Origin of the sequence: Methylophaga sp. UBA3613 (genome assembly GCF_002375415.1) — a bacterium.
GTDB lineage: Bacteria > Pseudomonadota > Gammaproteobacteria > Nitrosococcales > Methylophagaceae > Methylophaga.
The window spans coordinates 205,079-224,749 of the sequence record NZ_DFLS01000006.1 but is presented as its reverse complement, the minus strand read 5'-3'; the positions used below and the strand labels follow the sequence as shown (position 1 = coordinate 224,749).

Genomic DNA, 19,671 nt, shown 5'->3' with positions numbered 1-19,671 from the left:
TTATTCGACAGGGGTAAATGCTGATTTTGATATACCCTCTACACGACGCAATACCGCAGTAAATTTGGTGCCATCTTTTTCAATGTGCTCCAGTTTGACCGGCAAATAATTCAATTCCGGTGCACACCACAAAGTGGTTTCCCGATCCTTGTCGCTGTCTCTATCACGTTGTCTTTTGAATTTAACAGTGTTTATGCTGCCAAGTGGTGTAGTTATCGTTTCCTGCTCAAGTCTTTTGATCTGATAATGTTTTAGACGGCCGCCATCTGCAATTAAATAATTAAAGGTTTTCTGTTTGGGATTCTGCAGCAAATCCAATCTCAGTTGTACCTGATAAACATGTTTTTCCAATGTACTATCTTCAATTTCAAGATCCCATGGATGAACCCTGTCATCTATATGTACGGAGCGATTACGCCAATCAAAGTCCATGCGTAAATATTTATCTTTTTTGCCACCATTGCGTTGATAAAGATATTGACGGGGCTTAATCTGCTGTTGGGAGAGGGTCCATAAGCTGGTTTCCTTGACCGTATCGCGTTTGAATAAAGCAACTACACCTTTGGCCTTAGTCGCTGAACGAAAGCGATGCAAACCATCTGTTAAGGTTTCCAGCTGCTGGTTCAGCTCGCCAGCCTGCAAACCATTCATATTGATTTCATATTGTGCAGAATAATCAGCTAGGTCTTGAGCACAAACCGTAGCAGACATAAACAGCAACACCAGGTAGGAAAAATAGCGCATGAATAATCAGTTCTGTTGTTGAATCAGCAACCTTAAGGCATCAGGATAAAGCTTATGTTCCTCAATCAACACTCTGGCTGCCAGAGTGTCTTCAGTATCATTTTCCAGAATAGGTACTTTAGCCTGTAATATTATCGGTCCGGCATCCAGTTCCTCGGTAACAAAGTGTACCGTCGCACCATGTTCTTTTTCACCGGCTTCGATGGCTCGTTTGTGCGTATGCATACCTTTGAATTTAGGTAACAGCGATGGATGAATATTGATTAATTTATTCGCATAGTGCTTAACAAATCCTGCGCTCAAAATCCGCATAAAGCCAGCTAATACAACATAATCCGGAACAAAAGAATCAATCAGCTTCATCAGCTGTTCATCAAACGCTTCACGACTTGTAAAAGCCTTGTGATCCAGTATTCGGGTGGCAATGTCAGATTGCTGAGCAAATTCCAATCCAGCTGCATTGGGACAATTACTGATTACGGCAGCAACCTCCGCATCCAACTCATTTACCTGAATCGCTTTAACAATTGATTGCATGTTGCTGCCACGTCCTGAAATCAGGATGACCAACTTGGGTTTCAAGGCAGTAGTCATTTAATAATGACTTGTTCTTCGGTGTCACTATTTTCAATATGGCCAATACGCATAGCCGTCTCACCCAGTGCAGTCAGAATCTGTACGGTTGCATCGGCATCCTGCTCAGCTACACAAACCACCATGCCAATACCATTATTAAAAGTGCGATACATCTCACGATCGACCACATTTCCCTGCTGTTGCAGCCAGTCGAAAACGGCCGGTCTTTGCCAGCTTTTACTATCAATAATTGCCGTTACATTTTCTGGTAATACGCGGGGAATGTTTTCCAATAAACCACCACCGGTAATATGAGACAATGCGTGAATATTAATTTTTTCATGTAGTTGTAGTAATGACTTAACGTAGATTCTGGTCGGTGCCAACAGTTTTTCACCTAATGTTGCACCATCAAATGACATATTCAGATCAGCTTTGCTGACTTCAATAATCTTGCGAATCAATGAATAGCCATTTGAGTGTGGTCCGGAAGACGCGATCCCGATAATGGCATCACCAGCTTTTACCTGAGATCCATCAATAATGTTGTCTTTTTCTACAATGCCGACACAAAAACCTGCTAAATCAAAATCACCTTCCTGATACATGCTTGGCATTTCAGCTGTTTCGCCGCCTACCAATGCGGCCCCTGATTGAAGACAGCCTTCAGCAATACCGCTGACAACATCCGTTGCTACATCAATATTAAGTTTTCCGGTGGCATAATAATCAAGGAAGAACAACGGTTCCGCGCCAAGAACTGCGATATCGTTGACGCACATGGCAACTAAATCAATACCAATGGTGTCATGTATTCCAGCCTCGATTGCCAGTCTTAATTTGGTGCCAACACCATCTGTTCCTGAGACCAAAACCGGTTGTTTATATTTATCGAGCGGTAGTTCAAACAGGCTGCCAAATCCACCCAGTCCAGCCATGACACCAGGACGACGGGTTTTGGCTGCTAAGGGTTTGATACGCTCGACAAGCGCATTTCCGGCTTCAATATCAACACCGGCATCGCGGTAGCTGAGAGCTTGGTTTGATTGGGTAGGTGGAACGACTGGATCGGTCATGCTGGCTTCCTGATTATTTGGACATCACACACAAAAAACAGCGTGTTAGAATACCACAATGCCTAGATTATTTTTCTCACTGATTTTCGTTTTCGCTGCGTCGATTGTCTCCGCCGCGGAAGTTACTGATTTATATCAAGCTCAAGCACCTGTTGCTTCGCAGAGTGAAGAAGATCGTCAGCGACTCGCGCCGGAATTGCTCAAACAGGTGGTAGTAAAAGTCGTTGGTGACCGTCGCGCGGTGGAGCAGGCAGATATTTCTGCTCTGATAACCGATGCAGACCGGTATGTCGATCAATATTATTATCAGCAAATTCCAAATTCTGACAGCGATGTTGCGGAACAACAATTAGCTTTAATGCTCGAATTTAATGCTGAAGGCATCAATAACGCCTTACAACGAATCGGGTTGCCAGTATGGGACAAAATCCGACCTGAGACACTGTTCTGGGTGGCTATTGAGTACGCAGGGAAACAACAATTGATTGGGGAAGGTGATGAAGATTCATTACTTTTTCATATCGAACAGGCAGCAAAAAAACGCGGTATTCCGTTATTGTTGCCATTGATGGATCTTGAGGATCAGACTCAGCTGACTTTTAACGATGTTGCCACGGGTAATAATACTGCTGTAAAACAGGCCTCCGAGCGATATGGTTCTTCTGTCATTGTGTCAGCTCGTTTACGGGGTAATGAGGAATCTGTCGAAATAAGTTGGCAGGCATTGCTTGGTGAAGAGGTTGAGCGCTGGTCAAGTCAGGGTGATGTTAAAACAGCGATTCAAAACGGGGTGGATGAGTTTGCTGATCGGCTGGGTAGACGGCTGAATATCTCATTCAGTGAATCAGGTAATACCGAAATGGAAATTCATGTTTCTGGTATTGAAGACTACGATGGCTACAGTCGACTAATGGATTATCTGGGAAGCTTACAGGTCGTTTCGGATATTAAAGTCGGTAGCTTGGGCAGTGAGAAGCTCGATTTGGTTTTACTTATTCAGGCTGAGCCGGAAAAATTCAGACAATTACTAGCGATGGGACGGGTAATTGAGCCCGATACCACTGATGATAGCGGCTCTCAATACAGGTTATTACCTTGAGTCCACGGGATATTCCCAACCTCATTTGTGTATTTCGAATTTTATTAGTTGGCCCTATTGTCTGGCTGATGATTGAAGAAAAGTTTTCCACTGCATTGATTCTGGTGGCCATCGCTGGTATTTCTGATGGTGTGGATGGTTTTCTGGCTCGTCATTTTCACTGGCAAAGTCGTCTGGGCTCTATTCTTGATCCACTAGCAGATAAATTTCTGCTGGTCGCAACATTTACCACATTAACCTATATGCAACTATTACCCTTGTGGCTATTATTGCTGGTGTTTGGTCGAGATTTACTGATTGTTTGTGGTGCTTTGATTTATCATTTCAAATTCGGTGAATATGAACTGTCTCCGCTCTGGAGCAGTAAAATCAATACAGTTTTTCAGATTGCTTTAGTGTTGCTTGTTATTTTGCAGCAAGAATGGCTTCCGCAAGTAGCGACATGGAGTACAACCTTAATCTGGTTGGTGGTGGCAAGTGTCATCATTAGTGGTAGTGAATACATTGTGGTATGGGGGACAAACGCGTGGCGTCAGATGAAAAAAAGCTCATGAGTGATACCAATAAATTCCTGTTGCTAGGGCTATTGATTTTATCTGGCTGGCTAATGATGGAGTTATCTTCTGTTTTAACACCATTTTTTATTGCGGCATTATTGGCTTATCTGGGAGACCCACTGGCCGACAGATTGGAAAACTATCGTTTATCCCGCACTTTAGCGGTATGTGTTGTTTTCGCTATATTTGTGCTGACGGGAATGATTTTATTACTTATTTTTATTCCCATGCTTAGTGCTCAACTGGCATCTTTATTTGAAAAACTGCCAGCTTATCTGGATCAACTGCAAAACTCGCTGGAGCATGTGTTGCAAAGAGTCGGTTTATCAACAGATATGATCGACCTTAATACCGTTAAAACCGCTTTGCAGGATTATTGGTCGGAAGCGGGAAAAATGGCGGGTGATGTCTTTGGATATATGACCCGTTCAGGCCTTGTGATATTGCAATGGTTAACCAATCTGATCCTTATCCCGGTACTGACGTTTTATCTGTTGAGAGACTGGGACGATCTGGTGGCCAGGTTTCGCGAATTATTGCCGCGTAAACATGCAGACAAAATCATTAAGATTAGCGGTGAATGTGACGATATGCTGGCAGGCTTTTTACGCGGGCAGTTGATGGTCATGCTGGCCTTATCAATCATGTATTGTATCGGTCTGACATTGATTGGACTCGACCTGGCTTTACTAATTGGAGTGATAGCCGGTATTGTGAGTTTTGTACCATATCTTGGTTTATTTATTGGTATTCTGCTCGCCGGTCTTGCAGCCTATTTACAGTTTCAGGAATGGTTACCCATCCTATGGGTCGTTCTGACATTCGGTTTTGCACAGATGGTTGAAGGAATGTTTCTGACACCTCGATTTGTGGGCGAACGGATTGGTCTGCACCCCGTGGCAGTTATTTTCGCAGTGATGGCTGGTGGCACATTATTCGGGTTTGTCGGTGTATTGTTAGCACTGCCAGTGGCCGCTGTAGTGATGGTTTTGTTACGGCATGCTCACCACCGCTACCTGAACAGTCATCTGTATTCCTGAGCAGCAGGTGATGAATAAGCAGGAAATACAGCTGACGCTGCGGTTAACACCGCATGAAATCTTCACGATAGATAACTTTATCTTTGAAAGCGATGAGTTAGCCTCTGTTGTGGATGCGTTCTGCCTGGAAAAAAAACCTGATTTTCTCTATCTTTGGGGAGAGTCCGGGGTTGGCAAAACCCATTTGAATCTGGCAATTGCCGAACGCCTGCAAAATCAGGGGTATCCGGTGAGTTATATTAATCTGCAGGAACTTCGCGATACAGCAGATGCTGAGGTATTAGCTTCCCTAGTCCAGAGCCATGTTGTCTGTTTGGATGATCTGCAGGCAATCTGTGGCGATGCTGCATGGGAAGAGGCGTTATTTCACTGCTTTAACCGTTTACGTGAGAAAGAGCATAAATTACTGATTTGCGCTGATCAGAACCCGGCACAATTAGCCATTGAATTGCCTGATCTTCGATCCAGACTGGCAACGGGATTAATTTATCAATTGCCTTCAATGACTGATGCATTGAAACAACAGGCGTTGATCAGTCATGCACAGAGTAGAGGATTGATTTTGCCTGAAGAAGTAGCCCAATATCTATTACGCCATTACAGCCGGGATATGCCGTCATTGATGTTAGTATTGCAACGTCTCGATAAAGCGTCTTTACAGGCTCAGCGTCGATTAACCATTCCGTTTGTCCGGGAAGTTATACAACGTGGCTGAAAAGCCATCAGTGACAATTATTTGGCCTGGTTTAGCCACTGCGATGCAGGAAATTAATCAGTCTTTATTACCCGAAGAACTGAAACAATTATTAAAAAAAGCACATTTCACTGCTGACCATCACACGTTTGAAAAAGCATTAATTCAGCTTTTTAATGCCAAGCCCCTCACAGATGCTGATTTACCCGCTTCGGCATTACGAAATCCAGGTCAACTAAGTCTTTGCGCTGATCCGTGTTATCTGCATGCTGATCGAGATCGCCTTTTATTATTTTCAATTAATGATTTAACAATGGAAGAGGGCACCCAGCTTAGAGAATGCATTCAACCTTTATTGAATGATTTTGATGCTCAACTGGTGCCTAATGATTTAAACCATTGGTCAGTTTGGTTGGAAAATATGCCCGATATTTCCCTAACGGCAATGCCATCACTGATTGGTAAGTCGGTAGTCTCAGCGTTACCGACCGGACAGGAACAAAATGCCTGGTTACGTTTGAATAATGAAATTCAAATGGCTTTATTTGAACATCCGGTTAACCAACAAAGACAGTCAGCTGGCAAATTGCCAGTGAATAGTCTCTGGTTTTGGGGCAAGGGAGACTGGCAACCGTCTACCAATGGATGGGATAAGGTCTATGGCGATTCGACTTTATTAAAGTTACTGTCCTCTGCGTGTTCTGTCAGCCTTAACTCTTTTTCTGAGTGGAAACCTGAGCAGTTGGGAGGTGGAAATCAATTACTGCTGTTACCGGAACTGGATTTGCAGAATGATTGGCAGCAACGCTTGCAGCTTGTGACGGCACAACAAATTTTGCCTTTAAAACAAAAATTACGCCGTTATCAAATTCAACAGTTACGTTTAATCATTCCTGAACATGGCCAATATCAGTGGCGCTGCTGGGATGTATGGAAGCCTTGGCCATTATGAATATTCAACAGCGTAATATAGGTGATATCAGTGAATTACCTGAGGAATGGCCAGCATGTATTCGAAGAATCATGGCGGCGAGAGGTATTGTTAAAGCAGATGAATTAACCTTTGATTTAGCTGGATTGCCAAAACCCTCGGAAATGCTGGGGATGGAAGCAGCCGTAACATTATTGATCAAGGCATTACAGCAGCAATGGCGAGTAATGATTGTGGCGGATTTTGATAGCGATGGCGCTACCAGCTGTGCAGTAATGATGCGTGGTTTGCGCATGATGGGGCTGCAACATATTGATTTTATCGTTCCAAATCGATTCGTGCATGGTTATGGCTTAACCACAGAATTACTTAACGAAATTGATAGTGAAACCCAGCCGGATTTATTGATCACCGTGGATAACGGGATTGCCAGTCTGGATGGGGTTGCTCTGGCCAAACAACGTGGTATGCAAGTGTTGATCACTGATCATCATCTTGCCGCAGAACAATTGCCACAAGCCGACGCTATCGTTAATCCTAATCAACCCGGAGATAACTTTCCCAGCAAAATGCTGGCAGGGGTTGGGGTGGCATTTTATGTGCTGGTCGGTCTGCGGCAGGGATTACGTGATATTAACTGGTTTGAATTACAGCAACTGGCAGAACCTCGTCTGGTGGAATTGCTGGATTTGGTCGCATTGGGCACCGTCGCCGATGTCGTGCCTTTGGATAGGCTCAATCGCACACTGGTGGATCTTGGACTGAAACGTATGCGGCAGGGACGCGCCTGTGCAGGTATCAGCGCTTTATTACAAATTGCCGGTAAGGATATCAATCGATTATCTGCACAGGATTTGGGCTTTGCCATTGCGCCGAGGTTAAATGCAGCGGGCCGTATGGAAGATATGGGGTTGGGCATTGATACCTTACTGACGGATAACTTTGCTATGGCTCAGCAAGCTGCTCAGTTGCTGGATAAGATTAATATTGAGCGTCGCTCGGTTGAACAAGGCATGCAGCTGGAAGCTCTGGCGATGCTGGAAAAACTGCAGCTGAATGAAACCACTCAGGCAGCTGCTTATTGTTTATATGACGAAAGCTGGCATCAAGGGGTAATCGGATTACTCGCCTCTCGAATTAAAGAAAAACTGCATCGGCCAGTCATCGTGTTTGCATCGGGCGAACCTGGTGAAATCAAAGGTTCAGCGCGCTCTATAACAGGCGTTCATATTCGTGATGTCCTGGTTAATGTTGCGGCTAAATATCCTGATTTAATTTTACGCTTTGGCGGACATGCGATGGCAGCAGGGTTAACATTAAAGCAGAACGACTTTTCATTGTTTGAGCAGGCATTCAGGGAAGCTGTTCAGCTTTCAGCCGATCCCAGTGTATTTGAACGCGCTTTGTATTCTGACGGTGAATTATCGGCGCAGGAACTGAACCTCCAGCTGGCCGAGCAATTACCGGTACTGGCGCCATGGGGTCAGGCTTTTCCGGAACCACAGTTTCATGGACAGTTTGTGTTGCAGAATTATCGTCATGTCGGTCAGCAATCGGATCATTTGCGTTTAACCGTAAAACTGGATGATGGGCGGGAAATCACGGCAATGGCGTTTCGTCAAACAGCTCCAGTATGGCTCCAGATTGGACAGAAGGTTGGCTTGCACTACCGTCTGGATGTAAATGAGTTTCGACAAAGCAAATCACTACAGTTGCTGGTTGATAATCTGTTGCCGAGTTAAATATCCAGAGTTTGAATAGTTACCTGCTGTCTAAAATCGGCCAGTTCATCACCGTGAAATAATTCTGTTCCGGCATGCATGACGGTACCGGCTCCACAGGCAATACCATAACGCAGTGCTGTTTCGGGCTGATCATCAAGACTGAAACCGGCCACCAGCCCCGCGACCATTGAATCACCTGCACCCACAGTAGTATTCACTGGTACTGATAACGCTTTCGCATAAAAACTGTTGTTCGGACTGACTAATAAAGCTCCTTGATCACCTAAAGAAACACATACATGGTTAACACCGGACAACTGCAGTTTTCTGGCGCATGCAGCAATTGATTCTATAGTGTCGAGTTTTATTTGTAGCAGGGTTTCCAGTTCATACAAATTAGGTTTAATTAAAAATGGTTTCGCCTCAATTGCCAAACGCAATATGTCACCATGACTATCGACGACAGTTCGTCCACCATGTTGCTGGATTTTATGCACCAAATCAGCATACAGAGAGGTTGGTACAGTGGGCTGGCAGGATCCGGTAAGAATGCCATAACCATTCCCTACAGCATTGGCAAAATTTTCCACCAGTTGAGTTAACTGGGCTGCCGGGACAGGTGTGCCAGCATCAGTGATTTGAAATTGAGATTGTGTATCAAGCTCAATAATCGTGCTGTTAATACGCGTCTGTCCTGAGACATGATGGAACAGAACATTGGGTAGTTGTTCATCAAGCATGTCTTGCAGAATCTCACCAATGGAGCCGGCAATGACACAATAAGTTGTTGCCTCTACCTGCATACGAAACAAAGCCCGGCCAATATTGATACCATTACCCCCTGGATCATGACGGGCAGCATCGGAACGTGATTTTTGGTCGGGGATTAACTTTTTGACATGGTAAGTCACATCCAAAGCGGGGTTTAAACATAAAACATGAATGTTTCCCGATGACGACGTCATTACTGTCTCCATTAATAAGATTTGTTCGATAAAATGATGCTCAGCAGACCAATAGTAAACTGCATTTCTGATAAAGGCTCCAAATGAAACCAACTCATGTCGCGGTATTCAGCGCAAAACCTTATGATCAGGCCTATCTCACGAAAATGGCTGATGAGCAAGTATCATTATGTTTTTATGAAATGGCGTTGAATCCAATGACTGCAGCATTGGCCAAAGATGCTGAAGTGGTCAGTGCGTTTGTAAATGACGATATTTCGGCTGAAACGCTTAACATTTTGGCAGAAAACGGCATTCGTTTAATTGCGTTACGCTGTGCCGGGGTTAATCAGGTGGATTTAACGGCGGCTAACAAGCTTGGTATAACTGTCGTCAATGTCCCAGCCTATTCACCTTATGCGGTCGCTGAACATACCATTGCACTGATGTTGGCATTAAGTCGGAAGATACCGCGGGCCTATAATCGAGTTCGCGATGGTAATTTTTCTTTGGATGGTTTGCTGGGTTTTGATTTCTTTGGTAAAACCGCGGGCATTATTGGGGGCGGTAAAATAGGTTTGTTAGTCGCTGAGCGATTGCGGGCATTTGGTTGCCAGGTTTTGATTTATGAACCGCATAACGCTATACCAGCCAAACAATCAGGCTTTGAAGTGGTGACACTCGACAGCTTGCTCGGTCAAAGCGATATTATCAGTCTGCATTGTCCATTAAATGATGAAACACATCATATTATCAATGCGGCCAGTCTCGGGCTGACCAAACCCGGCGTGATGCTGATAAATACCAGTCGCGGAGCCTTATTGGATACAGTGGCTGTATTGGATGCCCTGAAAGCGCTGCATATTGGCTATTTGGGAATAGATGTGTATGAACAGGAAGGCAGTCTGTTTTTTGAAGATCATTCCACCGATATTATTCAGGACGATATATTCCAGCGTTTATTGACCTTTCCAAATGTGCTGGTCACCGGGCACCAGGCCTATTTCACCCGGGAGGCATTACAGCATATCGCTCAGACAACGTTGCAGAATATTGATGATTTTATGGCTGGTAAGGCACTGAAAAACCGCGTGGAAATACGTTAAGTGTTTGATGAAATATTTACCTGTATCAATAAGTTGATGCCGGATTTTAAAGCCAGACCGCAACAAGTTGAAATGAGTCGATTTATTCATCAACGGCTGCAACAGTCGCAAAATAGAATGGCGGTAGTGGAAGCTCCAACCGGCGTGGGGAAAACGCTGGCATATCTCAGCGGTGCAATTGAAACAGCTTTGAACAGTAAAAAATTGCTGGTGATCAGCACTGCAACAGTCAATCTGCAACAGCAATTAATTCAGAAAGATCTGCCACAGTTTTCAGCGGCTTTGCCACAACCGATACGGTTTATGCAAATCAAAGGTCGCCGCCGCTATGTCTGTCCCAGCAAACTGGCACAACTGGCAACCACTCCCGAACAGCAGGATTTGACGCTGGATGTGGATCAGAAATATCAGCAAGTATTAAGACAGACTCAAGCAAAGAATCTGTTCCAGGATTGGGATGAACATCGCTGGGATGGTGATCGGGATAGTCGTACTGATGCCATTGATCCGGCGCTTTGGCATGAAGTATCTACTGATTCAGAAGGCTGTGCCGGTAAAAGCTGTAGGTATTTTTTGAGCTGCCCCTATTATTTGCTACGTAAGGAAATGCAGCTGGCACAGGTGGTGGTGGTGAATCATGATTTATTACTCAGTGATGCTGACTTGGGTGGCGGTTTGGTATTGCCCAATCCGGAAGAACTGATTCTGGTTTTTGATGAAGCACATAATCTGCCGCAAAAAGCGCTGGGACATGCCGCCAAAGCATTGAACTTTGCCCAGCTTTATCAAACCGTTGAAACCGCTGACAGTCTGATGAAAAAGCTGCCCACTGCTTTGGCTTTCCGGCAGCATGACTTTGGTTATATGTTTAAGGAAATTCGCCAGGATTTACCAGCCATCATCAATCTGTTGCAGCAATTGCTGGATATTCTGGGCAGTGATGCCACAGTAAATGAAATGCTGGAAGGCCGTACCAGTGAGCCACGGATTTTCTGGGGCAGTCCGTTACTTAATGCCTTGTTTATTCCCAGCCAGAACCTTTTACAACGAGCTAATTCCATCTATAAGCATTTCTCGCTGATTGGCAAATGGATTAAAGAAGGGCTGGAGAAAACCCAATTAAGTAATAAGGTTGGTGAAGCATTATTACCGCAAGTGGGAACGGTACAGAATATTTTTGGTTATCTGATTGATTTTATGGCGCTGTTTCTCGATGAGGATAAAGCCGAGCGCCCACCTAATGTGCGCTGGCTGGCACAGGAACAGTTTGCCAAACAGCAAACGCTGGTGATTCATGCCGGGCCGATGACAGCGGCAGGTTTTCTGGATCGCAGTTTATGGCAGCGGGCTTATGGGGTGGTAATGACATCAGCCACGTTACGAGGCATGGGATTATTCCAGCGTTTCCGGGCGGATTGTGGCTTACAGCGTTACGATGAAAAACACTTTCTGGCGCTGCCTTCACCGTTTCGATATCAGCAGCAGGCTGTGCTAAAACTGCCGATGATGCAGTATTTACCCAATGAAAATCTGCCGCAATGGCAGCAGGAAGTGGTCGGCCAACTCAAATCAATTATTGATATTCAAGCGGCGACACTGGTGCTCTTTACCTCACGCCAGGTGATGCTACAGGTATATAAGCAATTGCCATTGTCATTGAAAAATTTGATTCTTTTACAGGGTGATCAGCTGTCGCCCAAAAATATGATCGTCAAACATATTCAGCGGATTGAAGCGGGGCGGGGCAGCATTATTTTTGGGATGGATCGGTTTGCCGAAGGCGTCGATTTACCCGGCAATTTATGTACCCATGTAATCATTACCAAACTGCCATTTCCGGTTTTTACCCGCCCGATTGAACAGGCACGTCAGGAGTGGATCATAAAACGCGGCGGTCAGCCATTTATCAGTTTGTCATTACCGGCGGTCAGCGTGAAGTTGATTCAGGCCTGCGGTCGTCTGTTACGAAAAGAAACTGATTCCGGCCAAATAACCATCCTGGATCGTCGGTTGTTAACCAAAAATTATGGCAAACAATTACTGTCTCATTTACCGGATTACCAGGTAATAACCGAATAAAAAAAGCCCGGCGAGACCGGGCTTTCAGGGTGTATCAACAAACTTATTCAGTACGGCTGGTAACTTCCAGCAAATGATAGCCAAATTGTGTTTTAACCGGACCCTGAACGGTGTTAACCGGGGCGGAAAAAACAACTTTATCGAATTCCGGCACCATCATGCCTGGGCCAAATTCACCCAGATCACCGCCTTGGCGGCTGGATGGGCAGGAAGAATTTTCTTTGGCGACGGCAGCAAAGTCTGCGCCTTCTTCGATTTCGCGTTTCAATTCCAGACAGATTTCTTCACTGTCCACCAGGATGTGTCGTGCGGTTGCTCTAGCCATAATAGTTCCGTAATTGATTTGTAAATTGCTGACTTATGCCAGCTGTTTTAACAGGGCCTTGGCCGTGGCTTCTGAAGAAGCCGGGTTTTGTCCTGTAATCAGTATGCCATCCGTAATCACGAATGAACTCCAGTCGTCACCTTTCTCGAAATTTGCGCCACGTTGTTTCAGGGCATCTTCAAGTAAAAATGGTACAACATCAGATAAGCCTACCGCATCTTCTTCACTATTTGAAAATGCAGTGAGCTGTTTACCTTTAATCCATGGCTCATCGCCAATGGTTTTGACATGTAACAAAACAGCAGGTGCATGACAAACTGCAGCTACTGGTTTATTGGCGAGCACGAAACTTTCAATCAGTGCAATTGATTTTTTATCTTCGGCTAAATCCCATAACGGACCATGTCCGCCTGGGTAAAACACTGCATCATAATCAGCGGCGTGTACGTCGGCTAATTTAACTGTGTTTGCTAATCGGTTTTTAGCTTCAGCATCATTTTCAAAACGCCGGGTAGCATCCGTTTGAAAGTCAGGCTGATTGCTTTTTGGGTCAAGAGGTGGTTGCCCACCTTTGGGTGAGGCCAGAGTTATTTCTACCCCAGCATCTTTCATTGCGTAATACGGTGCTGCAAGTTCTTCTAACCAAAAACCGGTTTTTTCACCGGTATTGCCAAGCTTATCGTGCGAAGTTAGTACCACTAATATTTTCATGGTTATGTCTCCTGAAATCTGTGGTTTTGAGGAATTATTCAATGTTGCCTACCTGATATGGGGATACGGCGATAAAATTCAAGCAATATTGCATTTCATTCTTATCGTCGTAAACTCGCATAATGCTCTGAAAGATCAGCAAACCCTAAAATAATAACAGCGAGAGAAAACTATGAAAAAAGAAACGATTTGTCTGCATGAAGGTTATGAAACTGATCCCGTTACAAAATCCTGTGCGGTGCCGATTTATCAAACAGTCGCTTATGAATTTGATAATGCCCAGCATGGAGCCGATTTATTCAATCTGGATGTGCCAGGCAATATCTACAGCCGCATTATGAATCCCACCTGGGATGTGTTGGAAAAGCGGGTAGCTGCTCTGGAGGGTGGCATTGCTGCTTTGGCCACGTCAGCCGGTAGTGCTGCGATTCATTATGCCATTATTACTATTGCTGAGGCCGGCGATAATATTGTGACAACACCGCAGCTTTACGGTGGAACCTATACCTTATTCGCCCATATGCTTCCTAAAATGGGGATTGAGGTACGCTTTGCCTCAAGCGATCAGGCCGCTGATTTGGAAAAACTGATTGATGACAAAACCAAAGCGGTTTTCTGTGAATCAATCGGTAATCCGGCCGGTAATATTGTGGATATTGAACCCATTGCCACAATGGCACATAAACATGGTGTTCCAGTGATCGTTGATAACACTGTGGCAACACCGGCGTTACTTAATCCAATTGAATATGGTGCTGATATTGTTGTGCATTCCCTGACCAAATACATGGGCGGTCATGGCACAACCTTAGGCGGTATTATTGTAGATTCTGGCAAGTTTCCCTGGGCTAAACACAAAGAAAGATTTCCGGTATTGAATCAACCAGAACCGGCCTATCATGGGGTGGTATACACCGAGCAATTTGCTGAAGCAGCTTTTATTGCCAGAGCGCGGACCGTACCTTTACGGAATACCGGTTCGGCATTGTCACCAATGAATGCGTTTCTATTATTACAAGGTATTGAAACGTTACCATTACGTATGGAACGACACTGTGACAATGCCATTGCAGTCGCTAAATATCTGCAACAGCATCCTAAAGTAGAGTGGGTGAACTATGCCGGACTGCAAGGAGATAGATATTTCGATCTGGCACAGAAATATTTCAATGGTAAACCTTCATCAATTCTCACATTCGGTATTAAAGGTGGCTTTGATAATGGCGTGAAATTCTATGATGCACTGAAGCTGGTCAAACGACTGGTGAATATCGGTGATACCAAGTCACTGGCCTGTCATCCCGCTTCGACCACTCATCGTCAGCTGGAAGAAGCCGAACTTAAAGCCGCGGGGGTCACACCGGAAATGCTTCGCTTATGTATTGGCATTGAGCATATCAGTGACATTATTGATGATCTGGAACAGGCCTTTTCAGCAGTTTGACTGGAAGATCCCGGCTCGATTAATTGAGCCGGGATTTTTTATACAAGTTTCCAGTGGATGGTCTCACCGGCACGCATAGGCACCAGTGTTTCATCTGCGAACTCCAGCGTGTCGGGAACCTGCCAGTCCGTTTTTTGCAAGGTGATTTTCTGTTCGTTTCTCGGCAGGCCATAAAAATCCGCACCGTAAAAGCTGGCAAACCCTTCGAGTTTATCCAGACATTCATAGCTGTCGAACACTTCGGCATACAGCTCTATTGCCGCATGGGCGCTGTAGATGCCCGCGCAACCACAAGCATTTTCTTTACTGTCTCGAGTATGTGGTGCACTGTCGGTTCCCAAAAAGAATTTCGGATTACTGCTGGTTGCAGCGGCAATAAGCGCTTTCTGATGGGTATTACGTTTCAGTACTGGCAGGCAGAAATGATGAGGCCGAATTCCCCCCACCAGCATATCGTTACGATTTAGCAGTAAATGATGTGGGGTTATCGTTGCTGCCACAAAGTTGCTGGCCTGAGCGACAAAGTCTGCAGCCTCTTTGGTCGTTATATGTTCAAAAACAATTTTCAGTTCTGGAAAGTCTCTTAACAGTGGAATCAGTTTTTCGTCAATGAATGCCTTTTCACGATCAAAAATATCGGTTTCGTGATGAGTCACTTCACCATGCAACAATAAAGGCATACCTGCCTTTTGCATTGTTTCCAGTGTTTTATAACAGTGAGTAATGTCCGTGACCCCAGCATCTGAATTTGTTGTTGCACCCGCCGGGTAGAGTTTGACGGCTTTAATGAATTCGGCTTGTTTGGCCGCCACAATATCTTGCGGAGTAGTATTATCAGTCAGATACAAGGTCATCAAAGGTTCAAAGCCAGACTGGGCTGGACGCGCATCCAGAATGCGTTGTCGATAAGCAGTGGCTTGTTCAACATTGGTCACTGGAGGGCGCAGGTTAGGCATAATAATTGCGCGTTTGAAACATCTTGCGCTATCTGTAACAGTACGCTTTAAGGCATTATTATCGCGCAAGTGGAGATGCCAATCGTCTGGTTGGCTAATGGTAAGAGAATTTAATGCTGATTTTTTCATAAAGCAGATTATGCCATAGCTGTTTAGCTTTGCAGTTGAAAAGTTGTTTCTGACAAATCAGCGATACTGCATCAGAAGGCGGTTTTTCTTGACCTTGACGGGCATTCACAGTAACTTTACCCGTTTGATATTTTGAAGCAGATCGCGTTAGCGATACGAGAGAGGAAGACGTGGAATTAAGCGGCGCCGAGATTCTGGTCCATTGTCTAAAAGACGAAGGGGTTGAGTATTTGTTTGGCTATCCGGGTGGTGCAGTGCTGCATATTTACGATGCACTGTATAACCAGGAAGAGGTCAAGCACATTCTTGTGCGCCATGAACAGGCGGCAACCCATGCTGCAGATGGTTATGCGCGCGCCACAGGTAATCCTGGTGTGGTATTGGTAACGTCCGGTCCTGGCGCAACCAATGCGGTAACCGGTATTGCTACAGCTTATATGGATTCGATTCCAATGGTGGTTATCACCGGTCAGGTGGCGACGGCCAATATCGGCAGTGATGCATTTCAGGAAGTTGATTCGGTTGGTATTACCCGCCCATGCGTTAAACATAACTTTTTAGTTAAAGATATTAACGATCTGGCAGAAACCATTAAAAAAGCTTTTTATGTAGCAACAACAGGCCGTCCTGGTCCAGTTGTGGTTGATGTACCGAAAGATATTACTGATCCCAATATCAAGATTCCGTACGTTTACCCGCAGAGCGTTCAAATGCGTTCTTACCAGCCTGTTACTAAAGGTCATCCTGGTCAGATAAAGCGTGCAGTTGAGTTGATGCTGAGTGCCAAAAAACCAATGATTTATACCGGTGGTGGTGTCGTGTTAGGTAACGCTGCTGAACCATTACGTAAGTTTGTCAGCACTTTGGGTTATCCGGTGACTTCCACTTTGATGGGACTTGGTTCTATACCTTGGGATGATCAACAGTTTCTCGGCATGCTGGGGATGCACGGCACCTATGAAGCCAATATGGCAATGCATGATTGTGATGTGCTGATTGCGATTGGTGCACGATTCGATGATCGGGTAACCGGAAAAATTGCTGAATTCTGTCCGCATGCCAAGATCGTTCATATTGATATCGATCCGTCATCCATTTCCAAGACAATTTCAGTAGATGTGCCGATTGTTGGTAATGTTGCCGATGTTCTGAATGACATGAATCAATTGCTTTCAGCCAGCAAGACCAAACCTGATCAAACAGCGTTGACTGACTGGTGGAATATCATTAACGGCTGGCGTGCTAAAAAATGTATGTCCTATGATCGCAATAGCGATCAGATAAAACCGCAGGCAGTTGTTGAGATGGTCCATGAAATCACTAACGGTGATGCTTATGTAACCTCAGATGTTGGTCAGCATCAGATGTGGGCGGCACAATACTATGGTTTCAGCAAACCCAACCGCTGGATTAATTCAGGTGGTTTGGGAACGATGGGCTTTGGTTTGCCTGCAGCGATGGGTGTTCAATTGGCATTTCCTGAGGAAACGGTCATCTGTATTACAGGTGAAGGTAGCATCCAGATGTGTATTCAGGAGTTATCTACCTGTCTGCAATACGGTTTGCCGGTGAAAATTGTAGCGTTGAATAATCGTTATCTTGGCATGGTGCGTCAGTGGCAGGAGTTTTTCTATCAGAATCGTTATTCACATTCCTATATGGAATCCTTGCCTGATTTTGTCAAACTGGCAGAAAGTTATGGTCACGTGGGTATTCGTATTGAACGGGTTGAAGATTTGCGTCCCAAACTGGAAGAAGCCTTTGCGATGAAAGATCGCCTGGTGTTTCTGGATATCGTGACTGATCAAACTGAAAACGTGTATCCGATGATCGCTCAGGGTAAAGCGCATAATGAAATGCATATGTCGCCCTATTGCGATCTACCACAAGATCCAGAGCGGGAGCTGTCATAATGCGTCATATCATCTCGATTCTGATTGAAAATGAAGCAGGGGCCTTATCGCGTGTTGCGGGGTTATTTTCTGCACGTGGCTATAACATTGAATCGTTAACTGTTGCGCCAACTGAAGATGCGTCGCTGTCACGGATGACGATTGTCACAACCGGTACTGATCGAATTATTGAGCAGATAACCAAACAGCTTAATAAACTTGTAGATGTTGTGAAGTTGATGGAGTTGTCTGAAGGTCCGCACATTGAGCGGGAAATGATGCTGATTAAGGTCAAGGCTGCGACCATGGATCAACGTGACGACGTCAAACGTCTGTCTGATATTTTCCGTGGACATATTATTGATGTGACTGCTTCGACCTACACGATTGAACTGACGGGGGCTGGCAGTAAGCTTGACTCGTTCATTGAAGCTCTATCTGAACATAAAATACTTGAAACCGTACGCAGTGGCGTCTCGGGCATTGCCCGCGGCGAAAAATGTCTGCAATTGAATTGATTTAAAAACGAAGGAATTGATAATGAGTTTGAATATCTATTACGACAAAGATTGTGACCTGTCGCTGATCCGTGGCATGAAAGTCACAATTATCGGCTATGGTTCACAAGGCCATGCTCACGCCTGTAACCTGAAAGATTCCGGTGTTGATGTAACTGTGGCGCTGCGTGCGGGTTCGTCTTCTATTGCTAAAGCGGAAGGTGCGGGTCTGAAAGTTGCCGATACCGCATCAGCTGTAAAACAAGCTGACTTGGTAATGGTGCTCACACCGGATGAGTTCCAATCTTCTTTGTATAAAGATGAAATTGAACCAAACCTTAAACAAGGTGCTGTTTTGGCTTTCGCTCATGGTTTTGCGATTGTTTATAACCAGATTCTGCCACGTGAAGATCTGGACGTCATCATGGTTGCTCCAAAAGCACCAGGTCATACCGTTCGCAGTGAATTTACCCGTGGTGGTGGTATTCCTGATTTGATCGCTATTGAACAGGATGCCTCAGGTAAAGCCAAAGCAATCGCTTTATCTTATGCCTCAGCTATTGGTGGCGGTCGTACCGGTATTATTGAAACTACTTTCCGTGATGAAACTGAAACGGATCTGTTTGGTGAGCAAGCGGTATTATGTGGTGGTGCAGTAGAATTAGTTAAAGCCGGTTTTGAAACATTGGTGGAAGCAGGATATGAGCCTGAAATGGCTTACTTCGAATGTTTGCATGAACTGAAACTGATTGTTGACTTAATGTATGAAGGCGGTATCGCCAACATGAATTACTCAATTTCTAACAATGCAGAATATGGTGAATACGTTACTGGCCCGAAAGTCATTAACGAAGAAAGCCGTTGGGCGATGCGTGAAGCGTTGAAAAACATTCAGGAAGGCAAATACGCCAAACAGTTTATTCAGGAAGGTCAGTCTGGCTATCCTGAAATGACGGCTATGCGTAGGCTGAATGCAGAGCACCCGATTGAAAAAACCGGTGCCAAATTGCGTGAAATGATGCCTTGGATTCAAAAAATCGTCGATAAAACCAAAAACTAATTAGTTTTTTGAGTTGTCCTCAAACAAGGGCAGGTTGCTTGGCAATCTGCCCTTGTTTTGTTTATGAAGGTACGGATGTCATAATGA

General features: G+C 44.8%; 19 protein-coding genes. 12 read left to right on the top strand and 7 right to left on the bottom strand.

Going from position 1 to position 19,671, the window contains the following annotated elements; translation table 11 throughout:
• From B3S93_RS07315 to purM, 3 genes are read right to left on the bottom strand one after another with little or no spacing between them, the layout of a single operon-like run.
• Nucleotides 1–711, bottom strand: coding sequence for a DUF3108 domain-containing protein (locus tag B3S93_RS07315; RefSeq protein ID WP_292743999.1), 711 nt, complete (start codon nt 709–711; stop codon nt 1–3).
• Between the two features lie 39 nt (nt 712–750).
• On the bottom strand, nt 751–1,338 hold the full coding sequence (gene purN, locus B3S93_RS07310) for a phosphoribosylglycinamide formyltransferase (RefSeq protein ID WP_292357262.1): 588 nt from the start codon (nt 1,336–1,338) through the stop codon (nt 751–753).
• Nucleotides 1,335–2,396 (bottom strand): phosphoribosylformylglycinamidine cyclo-ligase, encoded by a 1,062-nt coding sequence (gene purM, locus B3S93_RS07305; RefSeq protein ID WP_292357260.1) that lies wholly within the window; start codon nt 2,394–2,396, stop codon nt 1,335–1,337. The genes purN and purM overlap by 4 nt, the downstream gene beginning before the upstream one ends.
• Before the next feature lie 58 nt (nt 2,397–2,454).
• Here purM and B3S93_RS07300 point away from each other — a divergent pair, with 58 nt between their 5' ends.
• From B3S93_RS07300 to recJ, 6 genes are read left to right on the top strand one after another with little or no spacing between them, the layout of a single operon-like run.
• Nucleotides 2,455–3,495, top strand: a complete 1,041-nt coding sequence (locus tag B3S93_RS07300) for a DUF2066 domain-containing protein (RefSeq protein ID WP_292399076.1) — start codon at nt 2,455–2,457, stop codon at nt 3,493–3,495.
• A complete protein-coding gene (locus B3S93_RS07295) occupies nt 3,492–4,049 on the top strand; it encodes a CDP-alcohol phosphatidyltransferase family protein (RefSeq protein ID WP_292357257.1) in 558 nt (185 codons plus the stop codon). Before B3S93_RS07300 ends, B3S93_RS07295 begins: the two co-directional genes overlap by 4 nt.
• Nucleotides 4,046–5,092 (top strand): AI-2E family transporter, encoded by a 1,047-nt coding sequence (locus B3S93_RS07290; RefSeq protein WP_292357256.1) that lies wholly within the window; start codon nt 4,046–4,048, stop codon nt 5,090–5,092. Before B3S93_RS07295 ends, B3S93_RS07290 begins: the two co-directional genes overlap by 4 nt.
• A gap of 10 nt (nt 5,093–5,102) precedes the next feature.
• Nucleotides 5,103–5,807: a DnaA regulatory inactivator Hda gene (gene hda / locus B3S93_RS07285; RefSeq protein WP_292357254.1), complete on the top strand. Its 705-nt coding sequence runs from the start codon at nt 5,103–5,105 to the stop codon at nt 5,805–5,807.
• A complete protein-coding gene (locus B3S93_RS07280; protein ID WP_292399074.1) occupies nt 5,800–6,738 on the top strand; it encodes a hypothetical protein in 939 nt (312 codons plus the stop codon). Before hda ends, B3S93_RS07280 begins: the two co-directional genes overlap by 8 nt.
• The gene (recJ, locus tag B3S93_RS07275; RefSeq protein WP_292399071.1) at nt 6,735–8,459 is read left to right on the top strand and encodes a single-stranded-DNA-specific exonuclease RecJ; all 1,725 of its coding nucleotides are present in this window, start codon (nt 6,735–6,737) and stop codon (nt 8,457–8,459) included. The genes B3S93_RS07280 and recJ overlap by 4 nt, the downstream gene beginning before the upstream one ends.
• On the opposite strand, the gene B3S93_RS07270 is transcribed toward recJ, so the two are convergent.
• Entirely contained in the window at nt 8,456–9,406 is a 951-nt protein-coding gene (locus B3S93_RS07270) for a 1-phosphofructokinase family hexose kinase (RefSeq protein WP_292399069.1), read from the bottom strand. The two genes, recJ and B3S93_RS07270, sit on opposite strands and share 4 nt — an antisense overlap.
• A gap of 83 nt (nt 9,407–9,489) precedes the next feature.
• Between B3S93_RS07270 and B3S93_RS07265 the strand changes: the two genes are divergently transcribed.
• Together B3S93_RS07265 and dinG are read left to right on the top strand one after the other, a co-directional pair.
• Nucleotides 9,490–10,491, top strand: a complete 1,002-nt coding sequence (locus tag B3S93_RS07265) for a 2-hydroxyacid dehydrogenase (protein WP_292399066.1) — start codon at nt 9,490–9,492, stop codon at nt 10,489–10,491.
• On the top strand, nt 10,492–12,570 hold the full coding sequence (gene dinG, locus B3S93_RS07260; RefSeq protein ID WP_292399062.1) for an ATP-dependent DNA helicase DinG: 2,079 nt from the start codon (nt 10,492–10,494) through the stop codon (nt 12,568–12,570).
• A 43-nt stretch (nt 12,571–12,613) separates the two neighbouring features.
• On the opposite strand, the gene B3S93_RS07255 is transcribed toward dinG, so the two are convergent.
• Together B3S93_RS07255 and B3S93_RS07250 are read right to left on the bottom strand one after the other, a co-directional pair.
• Nucleotides 12,614–12,895 (bottom strand): peptidylprolyl isomerase, encoded by a 282-nt coding sequence (locus B3S93_RS07255; protein ID WP_069295382.1) that lies wholly within the window; start codon nt 12,893–12,895, stop codon nt 12,614–12,616.
• Nucleotides 12,896–12,928: 33 nt separating this feature from the next.
• Nucleotides 12,929–13,606 carry a type 1 glutamine amidotransferase domain-containing protein gene (locus B3S93_RS07250; protein WP_292357241.1) on the bottom strand — a complete coding sequence of 226 codons (678 nt, stop codon included), beginning with the start codon at nt 13,604–13,606 and terminating at the stop codon, nt 12,929–12,931.
• Nucleotides 13,607–13,778: 172 nt separating this feature from the next.
• Between B3S93_RS07250 and B3S93_RS07245 the strand changes: the two genes are divergently transcribed.
• Nucleotides 13,779–15,050, top strand: a complete 1,272-nt coding sequence (locus tag B3S93_RS07245) for an O-acetylhomoserine aminocarboxypropyltransferase/cysteine synthase family protein (protein ID WP_292399059.1) — start codon at nt 13,779–13,781, stop codon at nt 15,048–15,050.
• A 38-nt stretch (nt 15,051–15,088) separates the two neighbouring features.
• Here the strand turns inward: B3S93_RS07245 and pyrC are convergent, their stop codons facing one another.
• On the bottom strand, nt 15,089–16,135 hold the full coding sequence (pyrC, locus tag B3S93_RS07240) for a dihydroorotase (RefSeq protein ID WP_292399057.1): 1,047 nt from the start codon (nt 16,133–16,135) through the stop codon (nt 15,089–15,091).
• A gap of 170 nt (nt 16,136–16,305) precedes the next feature.
• Here pyrC and B3S93_RS07235 point away from each other — a divergent pair, with 170 nt between their 5' ends.
• From B3S93_RS07235 to ilvC, 3 genes are read left to right on the top strand one after another with little or no spacing between them, the layout of a single operon-like run.
• Complete coding sequence (locus B3S93_RS07235) at nt 16,306–18,048, top strand: acetolactate synthase 3 large subunit (RefSeq protein ID WP_292399053.1); 1,743 nt, start codon at nt 16,306–16,308, stop codon at nt 18,046–18,048.
• Entirely contained in the window at nt 18,048–18,545 is a 498-nt protein-coding gene (gene ilvN, locus B3S93_RS07230) for an acetolactate synthase small subunit (RefSeq protein WP_292357234.1), read from the top strand. The genes B3S93_RS07235 and ilvN overlap by 1 nt, the downstream gene beginning before the upstream one ends.
• Nucleotides 18,546–18,573: 28 nt before the next feature.
• Nucleotides 18,574–19,584 carry a ketol-acid reductoisomerase gene (ilvC, locus tag B3S93_RS07225; RefSeq protein ID WP_292399453.1) on the top strand — a complete coding sequence of 337 codons (1,011 nt, stop codon included), beginning with the start codon at nt 18,574–18,576 and terminating at the stop codon, nt 19,582–19,584.
• Nucleotides 19,585–19,671 lie beyond the last annotated feature (87 nt).